The 16,725-nt window shown below is 67.6% G+C and carries 19 protein-coding genes and 1 riboswitch; of the genes, 15 read left to right on the top strand and 4 right to left on the bottom strand.

What is annotated here, in order from left to right; genetic code table 11:
• Nucleotides 1–89: 89 nt before the first annotated feature.
• The 10 genes from ABZW96_RS05670 to ABZW96_RS05625 all read left to right on the top strand — a co-directional run bounded on the left by ABZW96_RS05670 (nt 90) and on the right by ABZW96_RS05625 (nt 9,568).
• Nucleotides 90–680 carry a peptide deformylase gene (locus tag ABZW96_RS05670; protein WP_355071656.1) on the top strand — a complete coding sequence of 197 codons (591 nt, stop codon included), beginning with the start codon at nt 90–92 and terminating at the stop codon, nt 678–680.
• Nucleotides 670–1,671: a GNAT family N-acetyltransferase gene (locus ABZW96_RS05665; protein ID WP_355071654.1), complete on the top strand. Its 1,002-nt coding sequence runs from the start codon at nt 670–672 to the stop codon at nt 1,669–1,671. The genes ABZW96_RS05670 and ABZW96_RS05665 overlap by 11 nt, the downstream gene beginning before the upstream one ends.
• Before the next feature lie 32 nt (nt 1,672–1,703).
• Nucleotides 1,704–2,534, top strand: a complete 831-nt coding sequence (locus tag ABZW96_RS05660; RefSeq protein ID WP_355071653.1) for an exodeoxyribonuclease III — start codon at nt 1,704–1,706, stop codon at nt 2,532–2,534.
• Between the two features lie 71 nt (nt 2,535–2,605).
• On the top strand, nt 2,606–3,232 hold the full coding sequence (locus ABZW96_RS05655; RefSeq protein ID WP_355072123.1) for a TetR/AcrR family transcriptional regulator: 627 nt from the start codon (nt 2,606–2,608) through the stop codon (nt 3,230–3,232).
• Nucleotides 3,233–3,297: 65 nt separating this feature from the next.
• Nucleotides 3,298–4,494, top strand: coding sequence for a homogentisate 1,2-dioxygenase (locus ABZW96_RS05650; RefSeq protein WP_355071651.1), 1,197 nt, complete (start codon nt 3,298–3,300; stop codon nt 4,492–4,494).
• Nucleotides 4,491–5,669, top strand: a complete 1,179-nt coding sequence (fahA, locus tag ABZW96_RS05645) for a fumarylacetoacetase (protein WP_355071649.1) — start codon at nt 4,491–4,493, stop codon at nt 5,667–5,669. The genes ABZW96_RS05650 and fahA overlap by 4 nt, the downstream gene beginning before the upstream one ends.
• Before the next feature lie 160 nt (nt 5,670–5,829).
• Entirely contained in the window at nt 5,830–6,276 is a 447-nt protein-coding gene (locus ABZW96_RS05640) for a hypothetical protein (protein WP_355071648.1), read from the top strand.
• Between the two features lie 88 nt (nt 6,277–6,364).
• A riboswitch (TPP riboswitch) is annotated at nt 6,365–6,487 on the top strand.
• Nucleotides 6,477–8,129: a phosphomethylpyrimidine synthase ThiC gene (gene thiC / locus ABZW96_RS05635; RefSeq protein ID WP_355071646.1), complete on the top strand. Its 1,653-nt coding sequence runs from the start codon at nt 6,477–6,479 to the stop codon at nt 8,127–8,129. Its footprint overlaps the riboswitch before it by 11 nt.
• Before the next feature lie 325 nt (nt 8,130–8,454).
• The gene (locus tag ABZW96_RS05630) at nt 8,455–8,892 is read left to right on the top strand and encodes a helix-turn-helix domain-containing protein (protein WP_355071645.1); all 438 of its coding nucleotides are present in this window, start codon (nt 8,455–8,457) and stop codon (nt 8,890–8,892) included.
• 52 nt (nt 8,893–8,944) lie between these two features.
• Nucleotides 8,945–9,568: a PIN domain-containing protein gene (locus ABZW96_RS05625; protein WP_355071643.1), complete on the top strand. Its 624-nt coding sequence runs from the start codon at nt 8,945–8,947 to the stop codon at nt 9,566–9,568.
• A gap of 75 nt (nt 9,569–9,643) precedes the next feature.
• Here the strand turns inward: ABZW96_RS05625 and ABZW96_RS05620 are convergent, their stop codons facing one another.
• Nucleotides 9,644–10,045 carry a VOC family protein gene (locus ABZW96_RS05620; RefSeq protein WP_355071642.1) on the bottom strand — a complete coding sequence of 134 codons (402 nt, stop codon included), beginning with the start codon at nt 10,043–10,045 and terminating at the stop codon, nt 9,644–9,646.
• 57 nt (nt 10,046–10,102) lie between these two features.
• On the opposite strand from ABZW96_RS05620, the gene ABZW96_RS05615 reads away from it, so the two are divergent.
• A complete protein-coding gene (locus ABZW96_RS05615; RefSeq protein ID WP_355071640.1) occupies nt 10,103–10,564 on the top strand; it encodes a MarR family winged helix-turn-helix transcriptional regulator in 462 nt (153 codons plus the stop codon).
• A 300-nt stretch (nt 10,565–10,864) separates the two neighbouring features.
• Here the strand turns inward: ABZW96_RS05615 and ABZW96_RS05610 are convergent, their stop codons facing one another.
• A complete protein-coding gene (locus tag ABZW96_RS05610) occupies nt 10,865–11,422 on the bottom strand; it encodes a TetR/AcrR family transcriptional regulator (RefSeq protein WP_355071639.1) in 558 nt (185 codons plus the stop codon).
• A 39-nt stretch (nt 11,423–11,461) separates the two neighbouring features.
• Between ABZW96_RS05610 and ABZW96_RS05605 the strand changes: the two genes are divergently transcribed.
• Complete coding sequence (locus ABZW96_RS05605) at nt 11,462–12,706, top strand: KasA/KasB family beta-ketoacyl-ACP synthase (protein ID WP_355071638.1); 1,245 nt, start codon at nt 11,462–11,464, stop codon at nt 12,704–12,706.
• A 149-nt stretch (nt 12,707–12,855) separates the two neighbouring features.
• Nucleotides 12,856–13,650 (top strand): thioesterase family protein, encoded by a 795-nt coding sequence (locus ABZW96_RS05600; protein ID WP_355071637.1) that lies wholly within the window; start codon nt 12,856–12,858, stop codon nt 13,648–13,650.
• A gap of 37 nt (nt 13,651–13,687) precedes the next feature.
• Here ABZW96_RS05600 and ABZW96_RS05595 read toward each other — a convergent pair whose 3' ends face one another.
• The gene (locus ABZW96_RS05595; protein ID WP_355071635.1) at nt 13,688–14,095 is read right to left on the bottom strand and encodes a VOC family protein; all 408 of its coding nucleotides are present in this window, start codon (nt 14,093–14,095) and stop codon (nt 13,688–13,690) included.
• A gap of 62 nt (nt 14,096–14,157) precedes the next feature.
• A complete protein-coding gene (locus ABZW96_RS05590) occupies nt 14,158–14,802 on the bottom strand; it encodes a TetR/AcrR family transcriptional regulator (protein ID WP_355071634.1) in 645 nt (214 codons plus the stop codon).
• Between the two features lie 86 nt (nt 14,803–14,888).
• Here ABZW96_RS05590 and ABZW96_RS05585 point away from each other — a divergent pair, with 86 nt between their 5' ends.
• Both ABZW96_RS05585 and ABZW96_RS05580 read left to right on the top strand, forming a co-directional pair.
• Entirely contained in the window at nt 14,889–15,971 is a 1,083-nt protein-coding gene (locus ABZW96_RS05585) for an epoxide hydrolase family protein (RefSeq protein ID WP_355071633.1), read from the top strand.
• A 106-nt stretch (nt 15,972–16,077) separates the two neighbouring features.
• On the top strand, nt 16,078–16,701 hold the full coding sequence (locus tag ABZW96_RS05580; protein WP_355071631.1) for an SDR family oxidoreductase: 624 nt from the start codon (nt 16,078–16,080) through the stop codon (nt 16,699–16,701).
• The last annotated feature ends 24 nt before the right edge of the window (nt 16,702–16,725 follow it).

The following is a 16,725-nucleotide window of genomic DNA, read 5'->3' as shown; positions in this document are numbered from 1 at the left end:
CGCGGCGTGTTCCCTACCGGCCGGTAGTCGCGGTCTCCACTTCGGCACCCGGGAAGCTGTGACGTGGCGCCCACGGCAATAATTGGCCCATGGCAATCCTCCCGATCGTGATCGTCGGCGACCCGGTTCTGCACAACCCGACCGAGCGGGTCACTCGATCGCCGGAGGAATTGGCTCCGCTCATCGCGGACATGTACGAAACGCTCGACGCCGCGCACGGCGTCGGGCTCGCCGCCAACCAGGTCGGCGTTCCGCTTCGCCTGTTCGTCTACGACTGCCCCGACCTCGGCGCGGACGGCACCGCGACCCGACGACGCGGGGTGGTGGTCAATCCGGTGCTGGAGACCTCGGAGATCCCGGAGACCATGCCCGACCCGGACGACGACGAGGAAGGCTGTCTGTCGGTGCCCGGGGAGCAGTTCCCCACCGGTCGCGCCGAATGGGCGAAGGTGACCGGCACCGACGAGAACGGCGAGCCGGTGGAGGTGGAGGGCAAGGGCTTCTTCGCCCGCATGCTCCAGCACGAGGTCGGGCATCTGGACGGGTTCCTCTACGTGGACGTGCTGATCGGACGGAACGCGCGGGCCGCCAAGAAGGCGATCAAACGCAACGGCTGGGGCACACCGGGTCTGAGCTGGCTGCCCGGCACCGACCCCGACCCGTTCGGGCATGACGACTGACCCCGCCGCCGGCCTGCCCGATATCCCGCTCGGCCGCCGCGTGGTGCTGCGCTATCAGCTGCCCGCGGGTTATCCACAACCGCTGACCGACGTGATCGGCGAACTCGTCTCCCTGGACCCGCCGACCGTGCGCGGCGCGGGCGGCGAGCTCGTCTCGGTGGCGCCGGAGCGCGTCGTCGCGCTGAAAGCCGTCGGGCCGAGGCCGATTCGCATCAGAGAGATCCGCGCGCTGGAGGCCGCGGCCGCCTATGGCTGGCCGGGCGTCGAACACGCGTGGATCGACGGCTGGCTGGCGCGCGCGGGCAACGGATACACCGGGCGCGCGAATTCCGCTGTGCCGCTGGGCAGCTCCGAGGGACCCGCCACCGTGTCGGCGGATACGCTGCACCGGATCGGCGAGTGGTACACCGCGCAGGGCCTGCCTGTGCAGCTCGCGCTGCCCGATCGGCTGGCCCCGGTGCCGCCCGGCTGGCACAGCTGGCGAGAGACGGCCATGCTGGCTCTCGATATCGACAATTTCGTGCTGCCCCAAGGCCCTTCGATGGTGCGGATCGCGCCCGCTCCCGACGCCGACTGGCTGGAGACGCACCGCTACGACGGCGAGGAACCCGGCGCGCGGACGATTCCCGCGCCCGATCCCGAGGTGCTGACCGCGGTCCTGAACGGTGAACTCGGCTTCGCCTCGCTCGGCCTGCCGCGTCCCATCGCGATCGGCCGCGGCGCACTCACCACCGCCCCGGACGGACGCCGCTGGATCGGCCTCACCTGCGTGGCCGTGGCCGCCGCGCACCGCAGGCACGGGCTCGGCTCGCTGGTCTGCGCCGAACTGATCCGCTGGGGCCGCGACCGCGGCGCGACGCACGCCTATCTCCAGGTGGAAGCCACCAACGAGCCGGCCCGCGCGATGTACCGCGAACTGGGCTTCATCGAACACCACACCTATCGCTACGCCGCGCCGGAACCGCTCGCCGGGCCCGGCGGCCTGCGGTAGAACAGACCTGTCACCCCCGAAGGAAGGCCGCAGTGCGTCTCGCCACCTGGAATGTCAACTCCATTCGCTCCCGGCTCGACCGCGTCGCGGACTGGCTCGACCGCCAGGACATCGACGTGCTGGCCATCCAGGAGACCAAGTGCCGCGACGACCAGTTCCCGTTCGAGCGCTTCGACGAACTGGGCTACGAAGTCGCCCACCTGGGGATCAACCAGTGGAATGGGGTGGCGATCGTCTCCCGCGTCGGTCTCTCCGACGTCGAGCTCGCCTTTCCCGGCCAGCCCGGCTTCGACAAGGACGCGGGTGAGTCGCTGATCAGCACGCCGGTCGTCGAGTCCCGCGCGATCGGGGCGACCTGTGGCGGCGTGCGGGTGTGGAGCCTGTACGTGCCCAACGGCCGTATGCTGGGCGACCCGCACTACGCCTACAAACTGGAATGGCTTGCCGCGCTGCGTGACAACGGCGCGCGCTGGCTGGCCGACGACCCGCAGGCCAAGATCGCGCTGGTGGGCGACTGGAACATCGCGCCGACCGACGACGATGTGTGGTCCGTGGAGTACTTCGCCGAGAAGACGCACACGTCGCAGCCGGAGCGCGATGCCTTCCAGGCCGTCGTGGACGCCGGATTCGCGGATGTCATGCGTCCGTTCGCGCCAGGACCGGGCGTCTACACCTACTGGGACTACACCCAGCTGCGCTTCCCGCGAAAAGAGGGGATGCGCATCGATTTCATCCTCGCCTCTCCCGCGCTCGCCGCCACCGTATCGGACGCGCCGGTCGATCGTGAGGCGCGAAAGGGCAAGGGCGCCAGCGACCACGCCCCGGTGATCGCCGAGTTCGCCGACGAACCCGGGCGCTCATGACCCGCCCGGCGCAGCCGCCTTTCCCCCGCCGCAGCAGCGGTAACCGGGCCACCGGCGGCAGGCTGGGCGGTATGGGCGCCGACCCGGCCGTGCGGCAACGGCAGCGCGCACAGCATCTCGGCCCGGAGCGCCGCCGTCCGCAGGTGCTCGACACCGCGCTCGCCATCGCCGTGGAGAACGGCATCGCCGCGGTCACCATGGCCGCCATCGCGGAGCGGATGAAGGTGACCAGGCCGGTGGTCTACGCCTGCTTCGCCGATCGCGTCGAGCTGATCGAGGCGCTGATTCAGCGCGAGGAGGGCTACCTGGTCAGCGGCGTACTCGAGGTGATGAAGCCACGGGACGTCGACGCCGACGAAACCGTGTTCGTCCAGGGATTCCGCGCCCTGCTGACGAAGGCCGCGAGCCGGCCGGACGCCTGGCGGCTGGTCTACGGCAATCCCGACCCCGCCGTCGCGAATTCCTTCGGGCGCGGGCGCGCGCTCGTCATCGAGCGCTGTACCAAACTCCTGCGCCCGACGCTGCGCGCCTGGGGCACGGCGGACGCCGAGCACAAGTTGCCGGTGCTGGTGGAGCAGTGGGTGTCCGCGGGCGAGGCCGCCGTACGCGCGCTGCTCGCGGACCAGGACGGCTGGACACCGGCGGATCTCGGCGCGTTCGTCGGGGCCGCGGTCTACCGAGCCATGCGAAACGCCTGATCGGGGATTCGGCCGCACTACGATGGTGATCAACTACCCGACCACCGGCTGGCGGAGGAACGGTCATGGCGTTCTATCGGCAAGTGGGTGCGGTACCGCCGAAGCGGCACACCCAGCATCGTGACGAGCAGGGGCGGCTCTACTACGAGGAGCTGATGGGCGAGGAGGGCTTCTCCGGCGACTCCTCCCTGCTCTATCACCGTGGCCTGCCGCCGGCACTGGTCGATTCGACGGTCTGGGAGCTGCCCGATCAGCGGACCACGCCGAACCATCCGCTGCGTCATCGCCATCTGCGCCTGCACACGCTGTTCCCCGGCGACACCCCGGCGGAGACCGATCCGGTGACCGGGCGCCGCTTGCTGCTGGGCAACGCGGACGTGCGCATCTCCTATGTGGTCGCGAAAGGCGGTTCGCCGCTGTACCGCAACGCGATCGGCGACGAGCTGGTCTATGTGGAGTCGGGCGCGGCGGTGGTGGAGACCGTGTTCGGCGCGCTGCCCGCACGGCAGGGCGATCAGGTGCTCATCCCGCGTGCCACCACACACCGCTGGCGGCCCACCGGCCCGGAACCTTTGCGGGCGTACGCGATCGAAGCGACAGGTCACATCACGCCGCCCAAGCGCTATCTGTCGAAGTTCGGCCAGCTGCTCGAAAACGCCCCGTATTGCGAGCGCGACCTGCACGGACCCACCGAGACCATCAGTGCGACCGGCACCGAAGTGGAAGTGCTGGTCAAGCACCGCCCCGGCGGCCAGGTCGTCGGCACGCGGATGGTCTACGCCGCGCACCCGTTCGACGTGGTCGGCTGGGACGGCTGCCTGTATCCGTTCACCTTCAATATCGCCGACTTCGAACCGATCACCGGCCGTATCCATCAGCCGCCGCCGGTCCATCAGGCGTTCGAGGGCGGCAACTTCGTCGTCTGCAATTTCGTTCCGCGCAAAGTGGACTACCACCCGCTGTCGATCCCGGTGCCGTACTACCACTCCAACGTCGATTCCGACGAGGTCATGTTCTATTGCGGCGGCAATTACGAAGCGCGCAAAGGCTCCGGAATCACGCAAGGCTCGGTGTCGGTGCACCCCGGCGGTTACGCACACGGTCCACAGCCCGGCGCGTACGAGAACAGCATCGGCATCGAGTACTTCGACGAGCTGGCCGTCATGGTGGACACCTTTCGCCCGCTGGAGCTCGGCGAAGGCGCGCTGGCCTGCGAGGATCCGACCTATGCGTGGAGCTGGTCGGGGCGGGGCCCCGCGTGAGGACCGAGGTGGAGGTAGCGCCGGAGTCGCTGTTCGGTCCGGACAACCTGCCCTACGGGGTGTTCGCGCCGACCGGAGAAGGCCCCCGCGTGGGGGTGCGGCTCGGCGAACATGTCATCGATTTGGCTGTGCTGCTCGATGATTCGGTTTTCGCCGAACCGAGCCTGAACGCCTTCCTTGCGCAGGGCCCCGTGCGCTGGCGGACGGTGCGCGACCGGATTCGTGCGGCGGTCGACGGCGAACTGGACCACGCCGCGGTGCATCGGCTGTCCGACGTGGTGTTGCGGCTGCCCGTGCGTGTCGGCGATTACGTGGACTTCTACGCCAGCATCGACCACGCGACGAACCTCGGCCGCCTGTTCCGGCCGGACGGCGACCCGCTGCTGCCGAATTGGCGCCATCTGCCGGTCGGTTATCACGGGCGGGCGGGCACCGTGGTGGTGTCCGGCACCGATGTGGCACGCCCCTGCGGGCAGCGCGGAACAGACTCCGGCGCACCGGATTTCGGCCCGTCGCGGCGGCTGGACATCGAAGCCGAGCTCGGATTCGTGATCGGCGTCGGCTCGCGGCTCGGCGTACCGGTGGAGATCGATGAGTTCGCCGACCGGGTCTTCGGCGTCGCGCTGGTCAACGATTGGTCCGCCCGCGACATCCAGGCCTGGGAGTACCAGCCGCTCGGCCCGTTCCTCGGCAAGTCGTTCGCGACCTCGATATCGCCGTGGATCACGCCGCTGGCTGCCTTGGAGTCGGCGCGGATACCGCTGCCCGAGCAGTCACCCGCGCCCCTGCCCTACCTGCTCGGCACCGAGCACTGGGGCCTGGACATCGAACTCACCGTGACGTGGAACGGACAACCGGTCACTTACCCGCCCTACTCCCGGATGTACTGGTCACCGGCGCAGATGCTGGCTCATCTCACCGCGAACGGCGCATCGACGCGTACCGGGGACCTGTACGCCTCTGGCACCATCTCCGGTCCCGAACCCGGCCAGCGCGGATCGTTCATCGAGGTGTCCTGGGGCGGCAGCAGGCCGGTATCGGTCAACGATCAGCAACGCACTTTCCTCGAGGACGGCGACGCGGTGACGATCACGGCATCGGCCCCGGGCCCGGGTTCGGCCAGGATCGGATTGGGCGAGGTCACCGGCCGGATCCTGCCGGCACACCCGCGCTGAACGCGTTCGGTCTCGTCCCACCGGATACCGGGTTCGACGACAGCCGCGCTTGAGAACGGCGTTCTCCGGGTACGCCGCTACCCGAGCGCCTCGATCTCCGCTGCCCGGCCGGACCGCGGAGTTCACGGCCGCACCCATCCTCCGGACAAGGAGCGAGGTCATGACCGATCGCCCGGCCGCTCAACACCGTCGCCCCGATGGCGTCGACGACGGCACCGTCGCCGCCACCGGCAAACTCTCGGAGGCCCTGGAGATCGTCGAACGCGCACGCGGCCACCTGTATTCCTTCCACCAACTGACCGGCGGGGCCGATCTAGCGCTCGACATAGCGGTGGAGCTGTTCCGCGCGGCGGGTCACGCGCACATCGCCGATCGGATCTCCGCCGAGTTGATCGGGCGCAACGTGTTGGCCGGACGCTGGACATTCCAGATCATCGAGGAATACGACGACGGTTACTACGACCTGTTCCGCGACATCGAGCGCGCCGCCCGCGACGAACTGCTCGACGGCCGCCGCCACATCTACGAGGCCGAGATGAAAGAAGCTCGCCGCACCCACGGCGCGCCGGGACATTCGGCCACCCCGCAGCCGGCGGAAGACGCCTGATCCCAACGCCGCTGCCTGCGTCTTCACTCGATCCACCGAATCGCCGGGCAGACGCTCGGCGGGTCCAGGTATGGTCGGGCGGGAAAATTTCACAACCAACGGGGGCTCGCACCAGCGGGCTGAGAGGACGGCTAGCCGAGAGGCGTCAGGGCCGTCGACCGTATGAACCTGACCGGGTAATGCCGGCGTAGGGAGGAAAAATGGCACGCGCCGCTGCGTCCGACGGCGGATCCGCACCCGTCGACAGCGTCACCACCGGCCCCATCGAGGGCAGCGTCAAGCACTATCTCGAGGTCGATGACCTGCGCATTCCGGTGCGCCGGATCAATCTGACCAATGGCGAGCACTTCGACGTCTACGACACGTCGGGCCCGTACACCGACGAGTCGGCGACAATCGATCTCGAAGGCGGTCTACCGAAACTGCGCGACACGTGGACCAGACCCGAGGGGAAGGGCCCGCGTACTCAGCTCGCCTGGGCCCGCGAGGGCCTAGTCACGCCGGAGATGCGTTTCATTGCCGCACGGGAAGGCGTCTCGCCGGAATCGGTGCGGGAAGAGGTCGCCGCGGGCCGCGCGGTGATCCCGGCCAACCACAAGCATCCGGAGCTCGAGCCGACCATCATCGGCAAGAAGTTCCTGGTCAAGATCAATGCGAACATCGGCAACTCTGCCGTGTCCTCCTCGATCGCGGAGGAGGTGGAGAAGATGGTGTGGGCCACCCGCTGGGGCGCGGACACCATCATGGACCTGTCCACCGGCAAGAACATCCACGAGACCCGCGAGTGGATTCTGCGCAACTCCCCCGTCCCGGTCGGCACCGTGCCGATCTACCAGGCGCTGGAGAAGGTGAACGGCGACCCGACCGCGCTGACCTGGGAAATCTACCGGGACACCGTGATCGAGCAGTGCGAACAGGGCGTCGACTACATGACCGTCCACGCGGGCGTGCTGCTGCGCTACATTCCGCTGACCGCCAAGCGGGTGACCGGCATCGTCTCGCGCGGCGGATCCATCATGGCGGCCTGGTGCCTCGCGCATCACCAGGAATCGTTCCTCTACACGCACTTCGCGGAGCTCTGCGAGATCCTGGCCCGCTACGACGTCACGTTCTCCCTGGGTGACGGCCTGCGGCCCGGCTCCATCGCCGACGCCAACGACGAGGCGCAGTTCGCGGAACTGCGCACCCTTGGCGAACTGACCAAGATCGCGAAATCCCATGGCGTGCAGGTGATGATCGAGGGTCCGGGGCACGTGCCCATGCACAAGATCGTGGAGAACGTGCGGCTCGAGGAGGAGCTGTGCGAGGAGGCCCCGTTCTACACCCTCGGCCCGCTCGCCACCGACATCGCCCCCGCCTACGACCACATCACCTCCGCGATCGGCGCCGCCATCATCGCGCAGGCGGGCACCGCCATGCTCTGCTACGTCACGCCGAAGGAACACCTCGGCCTGCCCAACCGCGACGACGTGAAGGTCGGCGTGATCACCTACAAGATCGCCGCACACGCCGCCGACCTGGCCAAGGGCCATCCGCACGCACAGCAGCGCGACGACGCGCTGTCCCAGGCCCGCTTCGAATTCCGCTGGCGCGACCAGTTCGCGCTGTCCCTCGATCCGGACACCGCGCGCGAATACCACGACGAGACCCTGCCCGCCGAACCCGCCAAGACCGCACACTTCTGCTCCATGTGCGGCCCCAAGTTCTGCTCGATGCGGATCTCCGCGGACGTGCGCGAATACGCCGAGCGCCAGGGCTTGAACGACGCGGAGGCACTGCAGGCGGGCATGGCGGAGAAGTCCGCCGAGTTCGCCAGCCACGGCAACGCCGTCTACCTGCCCGTGGTCTCGTAGTCACCGCCCCGCCCGCCGCATCGCGACGATGCGGCGGGCGGTGGGACGACAAAAGCCGGCTGAATTTTCGACGCTGGATCTCATCTGCTCAGAAGTTCCAGGTAGAGACGTTCGCATGGCAAGCACTCTCGGGCTGGCGAGGATTGGGGCCGAGTAGCGCGCCTAGAGTCGACGCGTCGTCGGACCCCTAGCGCTGCTGGTGTCTGTAAGCCTGGCGTCGCCCTTGCACTTATAAGTGCAAGCGCCTACGGTAAGTAGTACCTGCGAGAGCAGAAAGGAGTTCGAGTCGATGAGTCCGTCACTGATTCACGACGAGAAAGCGGTCGTGTCGATCACCGCAAGCGAAATCGAGCAGGCTCGGGCGTTCCAGGCCCACGTCGAGCAGGCTCGCGGCGTCGCGTCGGATGATGCAGAGGAGACCATTACTGTCGGTCTCCGAAGTGGGGACTCCGTGGAGATGCCCGCCCAGCTGACGGCGCTGATCTCTCAGATTCTCGACTTCATCAGCCGTGGTTGCACCGTGACTGTCGGCAGTGTCCCGAACGAGGTGACCACCACCGTCGCCGCAAAGATGCTGAGCATCTCACGTCCGACACTGATGAAGCTGGTCAACGAAGGCACGTTGCCCGCGCACAAGGTCGGCTCGCACACTCGACTTTTCAGCAGGGATGTTCTCGCGCACAGGGAATCCCAGCGGGCTGCGCAGCGTCAGGCTTTCGATGACCTGCGCGCTCTCGAAGACGAACTCGGCGTAGTCGACTGACTGCTCACGATGCCTGTTTGATCCGGTAAGTGGTGCCCCGTCCGCTTGTACCATGTCCGTCATGGTCAGCGGGTGGGGTACGAATGTGCTTGTCGATGCGAACGTCTTGTACTCCCGTACGCTCCGGGATTGGCTCGCACTGCTCTATCTCGAGCCGGACAATGAGATGTTCGAGGTCATGTGGACTGACGACATCATGGCGGAGTTCCATTACCACCTGAGGAAAAACAACCCGCTGCTGGATGACGCCCAGGTCGGAGGCATTCGCCGCAGACTCGAGCACACGTTCGAGACGGGCCACATAACCGGCTACACGATCGATAAGTCGGCGACTTACCCCGACGTGGGCGATGCCCACGTCCACTGCGCGGCGGTTTACGCCGCCATCGACATCCTGCTCACCGACAACGATAAGCACTTCACTCAGATGGATGAGCTTCCCTACGAGATCTACACAGCCGATGAATTCTTCGAGCTTGTCGATGACTCGGCCCCCCATATGGTTCGAGCCGTCACCGCGAAGCAACTCGTCTACCACGTTCGCAATAGCGATACCAGCAGCGCCGCACTCCCCGAACGACTGAAGGCGGCTGGAGCGCCCGCTTTCGCAGAGCGCGTCCGAAAGCATCTGCTGACACTTGATATCAACGCTCTTCTGCGCGAACCGGACTTGTAAAGTACAACGCCTGATACTCCGGTAGGCACCGGTTGGCGTGCGGGTGCGGCATGGAATCGTCGAACTACCTGGCGGTCAATAGGACTGGAGTTCGATGAGCGTGCCCTCCGGGTCGCGCAGGTGGGCGGTGCGCAGTCCGGGGCCCCACTGCGGGCGGTCGGTTGGGCCCGCGACAACGGTCGCGCCGTGGTCGGCGCACAGCTTCGCGCCCGCGTCGACGTCGGGCACTCGGCAGACGAACATCACCGTGTCCTGCGACGGTGCGGCAGGCAGCGTAGACGTGCCGATGACCTCCGCCATCGCGGCGCGATCGAAGAGCACTAGTACGCCTTGGTCCGCCACGTCCCAGTTCGCGTATGGACCGGCGGCGGTTCCCTTGACGAGGGTCGCCCCGATCAGCTCGGGTAGCACCGCCGCGTAGAACCCGAAGCATTCGGCGAAGCGGGTGACGAGGAGTCTCGGATGTAGCGCGTCCACGGTGATCTCCGATTAGTTGGTGCTGACCTATGTTAGGTTCGCTCCTACAATAGGCCCATGGGTACCGGACGCGCACTCCCACCGAGCCTGCTCGGCCTCGACATCTACCTCCTGTCGCGGGTCGGCAAGGCCGCGCGCACCGGGTTCGCCGACCGCCTCGCCGCTCGCGGCCTGCGCCTGTGGCACATGGCGATTCTCGCGGCGCTCGCCGATTTCGGCCCGCACGCGCAGCGGGACTTGGCCGAGCGCCTGGCCATCCACCCCAGCGACGTGGCCAAGATCGTCGACGAACTCGAAGCCGCCGGTAGGGTGGAACGGGCGCGGGACGAGCGCGACCGTCGCCGCATCACCGTGCGCCTCACCCGGACCGGCCGTACCGCGTTGCGTTCCCTCGATCGCGAAGCCGGTCGGGTCGGCGACGAGATCCTCGCCCCGCTCGACCCCGCGGAACGAAAGCAGCTGCATGCGATGCTCGAACGCCTCCTCGCGCATGCGTACCCGGAGTCCCGGCCCGAGTGATCGCCTCCGCGCGAGACCATCCGGGCACTACGATTGCCCCGCCCTCGTCGCAGAGCGAGTCGCACATGTGGGGCCACGGCCGTGCCGAGCAGCAGCGCCGCAAGCGTGGATACCCACGATTCCGCCTGTCCCGAGGTCACGGTCCAGCAGCGGCCGATCCGTTCGACTCACGATCGCCCCCGCCGTCACGGAACATTCAGCGCAGCCCGACGAACCGCAACAGCGTCGCTACCGGATTCCGCCGTCACCGGCCGCACCACCGCCCGGACGCCGCTCACTGCCGATGCGCCGACAAACTGTTCAGAGCACCGTCTGTTCGATCAGGCGGCGGGCCGCGCGATCGGTGCGCTCGACCTCGCCGGTGATCAGCCGGTCTTGCAGAATTCCGCGCAGACCCGAAATCAGCAGTGTGGCGACAATTTCCGGGTCATCAATGGAATCGATGACGCGCAGCCCGTCGGCCAGCGCCGATACGAAGATCGCGATGGCCGAGTTGGCGTAATCGGCATACGGACTGCGCGGCGCACAGGCCGCGCCGAGCACCTGAAGCATCACCCTGACGCTGGTGCGGCCGTCGCCCGAGGCGTTCGCGGTCCAGAAATCCCACAGCCGGTCGCGCAGTTCCGCAGCGTCACCGATGTCGGCGAACATCGCCGCGATGTCGGGGCGCTGCGTCGCCAGCGCTTGGACCAGCAATTCCTCCTTGGTCGTGAAGTAGTAGATCAGCATGCGGGAGCTGGTGCCGAGTTCGGCGGCCAGCGGGCGCAGCGACAGGTCCGCGAGACCGTGATCGGCGATGTAGCTCACGACGGCGGCGAGCAGTTCGGCGCGTTTGGCGTGGTCGAGGGGGCGGGCCATGGGTTGACTGTAGCGATCGGTACAGGTATTCATGACATCGTGACTGTAACAATCGCTTCAGAAACTCGGGATTCGGTCGTGGTCACCGGATACGCGGCGACCACGTCGCTGGCCGACGACATGGATACGACCTGGTCCGGTTTGCTGGCGGGGCACAGCGGGATCGGCGCGTTGGATGACGATTTCGTGGCCGAGTACGACCTGCCGGTCCGCATCGGCGGCAAGTTGAAGTCACAGCCCAGCGGGGAACTGTCCCGGGTCGAACAGCGCAGGCATTCCTACGTCGAACAGATGGCGCTGGTGCTCGGCCGCCGGGTCTGGCGCGCGGCGGGCGCGCCCGAGGTGGACGGCGACCGCTTGGCGGTGGCGATCGGCACCGGGCTCGGCGGTGGTGACGCGCTGATCTCCGCGGTCGACGCGATGCGCGCGGGCGGCTACCGCAAGGTGTCGCCGATGTCGGTGCCGATGGTGATGCCGAACGGTCCCGCCGCCACCGTCGGGCTCGAAATCGGTGCCAGAGCAGGAGTTTTCGCTCCGGTCTCGGCATGTTCGTCGGGTTCGGAGGCGATCGCGCACGCCTGGCGGCTGATCACCACCGGCGAGGCGGACGTAGTGGTGGCGGGCGGGGTCGAAGGACACATCGACGCCGTGCCCATCGCGAGCTTCGCCATGATGCGCGCCATGAGCACCCGCAACGACGAACCGGAACGCGCGTCCCGCCCGTTCGACCGGGACCGCGACGGGTTCGTCTTCGGCGAGGCGGGCGCGCTGCTGGTGCTCGAATCGGAGCGGCACGCACGCGCGCGCGGCGCGACCGTGCACGGGCGGGTGCTCGGCGCGGGCATCACCTCCGACGCCTATCACATCGTCGCCTCCGAGCCGGAAGGGCTCGGCGCTGCCCGCGCGATGCGTAAGGCCATCGAAACCGCGGGACTGCGGGCTTCGGATATCCAGCATGTGAACGCCCACGCCACGTCGACCTCCATCGGCGACGCCTCGGAAGCCAACGCGATCACCTCCGTCGCGCCCGACGCCTCGGTCTACGCTCCGAAATCCGCGCTGGGTCACTCGATCGGGGCGGTCGGCGCGTTGGAATCGCTCGTCACCATGCTCACCCTGCGGGATCAGGTCGTCCCGCCGACGTTGAACCTCGACAACCTCGATCCGGAGATCGATCTCGACGTCGTCGCGGGCGCGCCACGGACTCAACACATCGATTTCGCACTGAACAACTCGTTCGGTTTCGGCGGGCACAACGTCGCGCTCGCGTTCGGCCGGGTCTGATCCCGAGCCCGTTCCGGGGCGGGTTACCGTCGTTGTGCAAGCGACCGATCGGCCCGAAGGATGGACAGCGACGTGAGCGAGCGTCAGCGAAGCAACCGAGGACACCGTGCGCGGGCGCGCACTGAGCCGAGCGCGGGCGAGGCACGGTCATGACTGACGCCTTCTACCTACCCGATCCCGATCGGCCGGACCGATTCATCTCGACCGAGTTCACCCGTGGTCCCTGGTCGCCGGACGCCCAGCACGCCGGTCCACCGTCGGCGCTGCTCGCGCACGTGATCGAGCGGTGCGAGCCACGGCCCGGGTTCCAGGTCGGCCGGGTCGCCGTCGAGATCCTCGGCCCGGTGCCGTTGGAACCGCTCACCGCGCAGGCGCGCGTCGCGCGTCCCGGTCGCAGCGTCGAACTCATCGAGGCGACACTGTCGACCGAGCGCGGGCCGGTGATGCGGGCGAATGCCTGGCGATTCAAGCTGGCCGAACCGGAATTGCCGCTGCCGGAATGCTTCTTGCCGACGGGCTCGCGCCCCGGCCCGGAGCACGCGGACGCGCCCGAGCCGTTCCCGTCCACCCAGCCGATCGGGTTCCACACGGCCATCGATTACCGCTTCGTCAGCGGATCCTTCTCCGAACCAGGCCCGGCGATCTGCTGGATCAGGATCAAGCACCCGATCGTCGCGGGCACCGATCCGAGCCCGCTGGAGCGCACCCTCGCGGCCGCGGATTCCGGCAACGGCGTGAGCGCGGTCCTGGACTGGTCGAAGTACCTTTTCATCAACACCGACCTGACGGTCACCCTGTACCGCCAGCCGGCGGGCGAATGGGTCTGCCTCGACGCCGTCACCTACCCCCAACCCCATGGCATAGGTATGGCGGAATCAGCGCTCTACGACGAAAAGGGTCCCTTGGGCCGCAGCACGCAAACCCTCTTCCTCGGCAACCGATAACCGAGGCAGACCCACACGGCGTTCGTCACCGACGCGTTCACGGACGGGTCGAGATCTGTTGTACGGCCCAGCCGTTGCCGTCCGGGTCGGTGAAGAAGAAGAATCCGACGTTGTCCAAGGGGTCGGGCATGGGGGTCGGGTTTTCGCCGAGGACTTGGATTTCGGTGAGCTCGACGCCGCGGGAAGTCAGTTCCTCATGGGCTTTGCGCAGGTCGTTGACTACCAACTGGAGGCCTTGTTGGGATCCGGGGCGCATGTCCGGCACCGCGCCCTTGCCGATCACGATCGAGCAGCCCGAGCCGGGCGGGGTGAGCTGCACTATGCGCACCTCCTCGGCGATCTTCGTGTCGTGGTCGACGGCGAAGCCCAGTTGCTCCGCGTAGAACCGCTTGGCTCGGTCGATGTCCGACACGGGCACGATCACGACCTCGAGTGTCCAGTTCACGGCACTTCCTTTCGGCGGACTGCGGTATTCGTACCAGTGCGGACCGGTTCACCCCGGGAAATTCATCGCCGTGCCCACCGCCAGGAGAACTCGTCCGGCGCGGGCGGTGGGCCGGGGAGTTCGCCGTCGGAGCTCAGTCCGGCGACGAGCATCGCGAGCACGCGGCGGCGCAACTGGACGGTGCGCTCGGGGTCGGGCACCGCGACCGCCGCGCAGGATTCCAGGATCAGGCCGAGGTCCTGCGGGGTGACGTCGGGACGCAGCTTGCCGGTGGCGTGGGCGCGGCGCACGAGCTCCTCGGTCGCCTCGCCGGAGCGCAGGACGTCGGGGAGGATCGATTCGTCGGGAGTGAACGTGCCCGCGAGGTGCACGGCGAGGGAATGCACGTCCGCGTCCACCACGCGCTCCAAGAAGCCGACGAGTCCGCGCCATCCGTCCGAATCCTCCAGCGCCGCTTCGGCCTCCTTGTTGTATCGGCGCAGACCGTCATGGCAGAGCGTGCGCAGCAGCACTTCCTTGCTCGGATAGCGGCGGTAGAGCGCGCTGACCCCGACGCCCGCGCGTTCGGCGACGGCGGAGATCGGGGCCGTCGCGTCGGCGAGGAAGACCACGCGGGCGGCCTCCAGGATCAAGCCGTCGTTGCGGGCCGCCTGCGCCTTGCGGCCGGGCAGACCCTTCTGAGCTGGGGCGTCGGACGTTCTCGGCATGAATTCAGCGTAGCACTTGAAACGGAATGATCCGTTCTGTTACGGTTGGAACAGAACAGAGCATTCCGTTTCACTAGGAGCAGGACATGACCGCGATCACCCCCTTCCGCATCGACATCGCCCAGGCCGAGCTGGACGATCTGTGCGACCGGCTCGCACGTACCCGGTGGGCTCAGCAGATCCCAGGCTCGGGCGACACCTACGGGGTGAGCGTCGAGCGCGTCCGTCACCTGGTCGATTACTGGCGCGACGGGTTCGACTGGCGCGCGGTCGAGAACGCGCTGAACGCCTACCCGCAGTTCACCACCGAGATCGACGGTCAGAACATCCATTTCCTGCACGTGAAATCCGCACAGGAGGACGCGTTCCCGCTGATCCTCACGCACGGCTGGCCCGGCACTTTCGTCGAGTTCGTCGGCGTCATCGAGCCGCTCACCACGGCCGGATTCGATCTGGTGATCCCTTCGGTACCGGGATACGGCTTCTCCGGCCCCACCACCGAGGCGGGCTGGAACGACGCTCGCATCGCCCGCGCCTGGGCCGAGTTGATGCGGCGGCTCGGCTACGCCCGCTACGGCGCGGTGGGCAACGACGGCGGATCGCAGATCTCGCCGGAACTCGGGCGGGTGGCTCCGGAGAACGTCGTCGGCGTGCACGTCGCGCAGGTGTACTCGTTCCCGTCCGGCGACCCGGCCGAACTGGCCGATCTCGACGAGGACGAGCAGCGGTCGCTGGCCACCCTGGACTGGTTCGTGAAGAACAAGATGGGCTTCAACGTGCTGCAATCCCAGCAGCCGCAGACGCTGGCGCACGCGATCACGGATTCGCCCGCCGGATTGGTCGGCTGGAACGGCCAACTGCTCGGCCCGGATCTGGACGACGACTTCGTGCTGACCAATATCGCGATCCACTGGCTCACCGGCACCGCGGGCTCGGCGATCCGGCACTACTTCGAGAAGGACAAGGCCGAGCACCCCACCGCGCCGACCACGGTTCCGCTCGCGCTGTGCGGCTCCTCCGGCGATTTCCACGGCATCCGGCGCTTCGCCGAGCGCGATCACAACATCGTCTCGTGGCGCACGCACGATGTGTTCACCCATTACCTGCACCATGTGGCGCCCGCGCTCATGACGGAGGAGATCACGGAGTTCTTCGCGAAGCTGCGCTGAGACAGTCGCTTATGGCATCGAGAGTCGCGGCCATGGTTCGTCTCGATTCCCGCTGATGTACTGGATTCATCAACAGCACAACAGCTTTCGAACAAGGAGAGAAACCATGCGAATCGCGGTCTTCGGAGCCACCGGTACCGTCGGGCGTCTCGTCGTCGAGCGGGCGCTGCGGGAGGGCCACGAGGTGACGGCCTTCACCCGCAGCGCCGCGAGCGTCACGCAGCGGCACGAGCGGCTGCGCGTCGTGGAAGGCGATGTGCTGGACACCGATTCGGTGCAACGCGCGGTGGAGGGACAGGAGGCGGTGCTGATCTCGCTCGGCAACGGCCGCAAGGGCGTGGTCCGGGCGGGCGGCACCAAAGCGATCATCGACGCGATGCGGCGCACGGGCGTGAAACGGCTGATCTGCCAGACGACGCTCGGCGTGGGCGACAGCAAGGGCAACCTGAACTTCCTGTGGAAGTACGTGATGTTCGGCTTGCTGCTGCGCCCGGCCTACGCCGACCACGTCGAGCAGGAGAAGTACGTCATGGCCAGCGACCTGGATTGGACGATCGTGCGGCCGAGCGCGTTCACCGACGGACCGGCCACCGGCAGCTACCGGCGCGGGTTCCGGGCGGACGAGCCCGGACTCACCCTGAAGATCGCCCGTGCCGACATCGCCGACTTCATGATCGAGCAACTGACCGACACCACCTACCTGCGCCAGGCGCCCGGCATCTCGAACTGAGCACGTCATCCGGCGACGCCGAGG

This window comes from Nocardia sp. NPDC004168, assembly GCF_040610355.1.
GTDB classification, from domain to species: Bacteria; Actinomycetota; Actinomycetes; order Mycobacteriales; family Mycobacteriaceae; genus Nocardia; species Nocardia sichangensis.
The sequence above is the reverse complement of the archived record's forward strand: the minus strand, read 5'-3'. Positions and strand labels throughout refer to the sequence as shown.

Excerpts from the sequence above, each read along its gene's own strand:
- ABZW96_RS05670 (WP_355071656.1), top strand. The coding sequence starts at position 90 with ATGGCAATCCTCCCGATCGTGATCGTCGGCGACCCGGTTCTGCACAAC.
- ABZW96_RS05665 (WP_355071654.1), top strand. The coding sequence starts at position 670 with ATGACGACTGACCCCGCCGCCGGCCTGCCCGATATCCCGCTCGGCCGC.
- ABZW96_RS05655 (WP_355072123.1), top strand. The coding sequence starts at position 2,606 with ATGGGCGCCGACCCGGCCGTGCGGCAACGGCAGCGCGCACAGCATCTC.
- ABZW96_RS05650 (WP_355071651.1), top strand. The coding sequence starts at position 3,298 with ATGGCGTTCTATCGGCAAGTGGGTGCGGTACCGCCGAAGCGGCACACC.
- ABZW96_RS05640 (WP_355071648.1), top strand. The coding sequence starts at position 5,830 with ATGACCGATCGCCCGGCCGCTCAACACCGTCGCCCCGATGGCGTCGAC.
- thiC (WP_355071646.1), top strand. The coding sequence starts at position 6,477 with ATGGCACGCGCCGCTGCGTCCGACGGCGGATCCGCACCCGTCGACAGC.
- ABZW96_RS05625 (WP_355071643.1), top strand. The coding sequence starts at position 8,945 with ATGTCCGTCATGGTCAGCGGGTGGGGTACGAATGTGCTTGTCGATGCG.
- ABZW96_RS05615 (WP_355071640.1), top strand. The coding sequence starts at position 10,103 with ATGGGTACCGGACGCGCACTCCCACCGAGCCTGCTCGGCCTCGACATC.
- ABZW96_RS05610 (WP_355071639.1), bottom strand. The coding sequence starts at position 11,422 with ATGGCCCGCCCCCTCGACCACGCCAAACGCGCCGAACTGCTCGCCGCC.
- ABZW96_RS05600 (WP_355071637.1), top strand. The coding sequence starts at position 12,856 with ATGACTGACGCCTTCTACCTACCCGATCCCGATCGGCCGGACCGATTC.
- ABZW96_RS05590 (WP_355071634.1), bottom strand. The coding sequence starts at position 14,802 with ATGCCGAGAACGTCCGACGCCCCAGCTCAGAAGGGTCTGCCCGGCCGC.
- ABZW96_RS05585 (WP_355071633.1), top strand. The coding sequence starts at position 14,889 with ATGACCGCGATCACCCCCTTCCGCATCGACATCGCCCAGGCCGAGCTG.
- ABZW96_RS05580 (WP_355071631.1), top strand. The coding sequence starts at position 16,078 with ATGCGAATCGCGGTCTTCGGAGCCACCGGTACCGTCGGGCGTCTCGTC.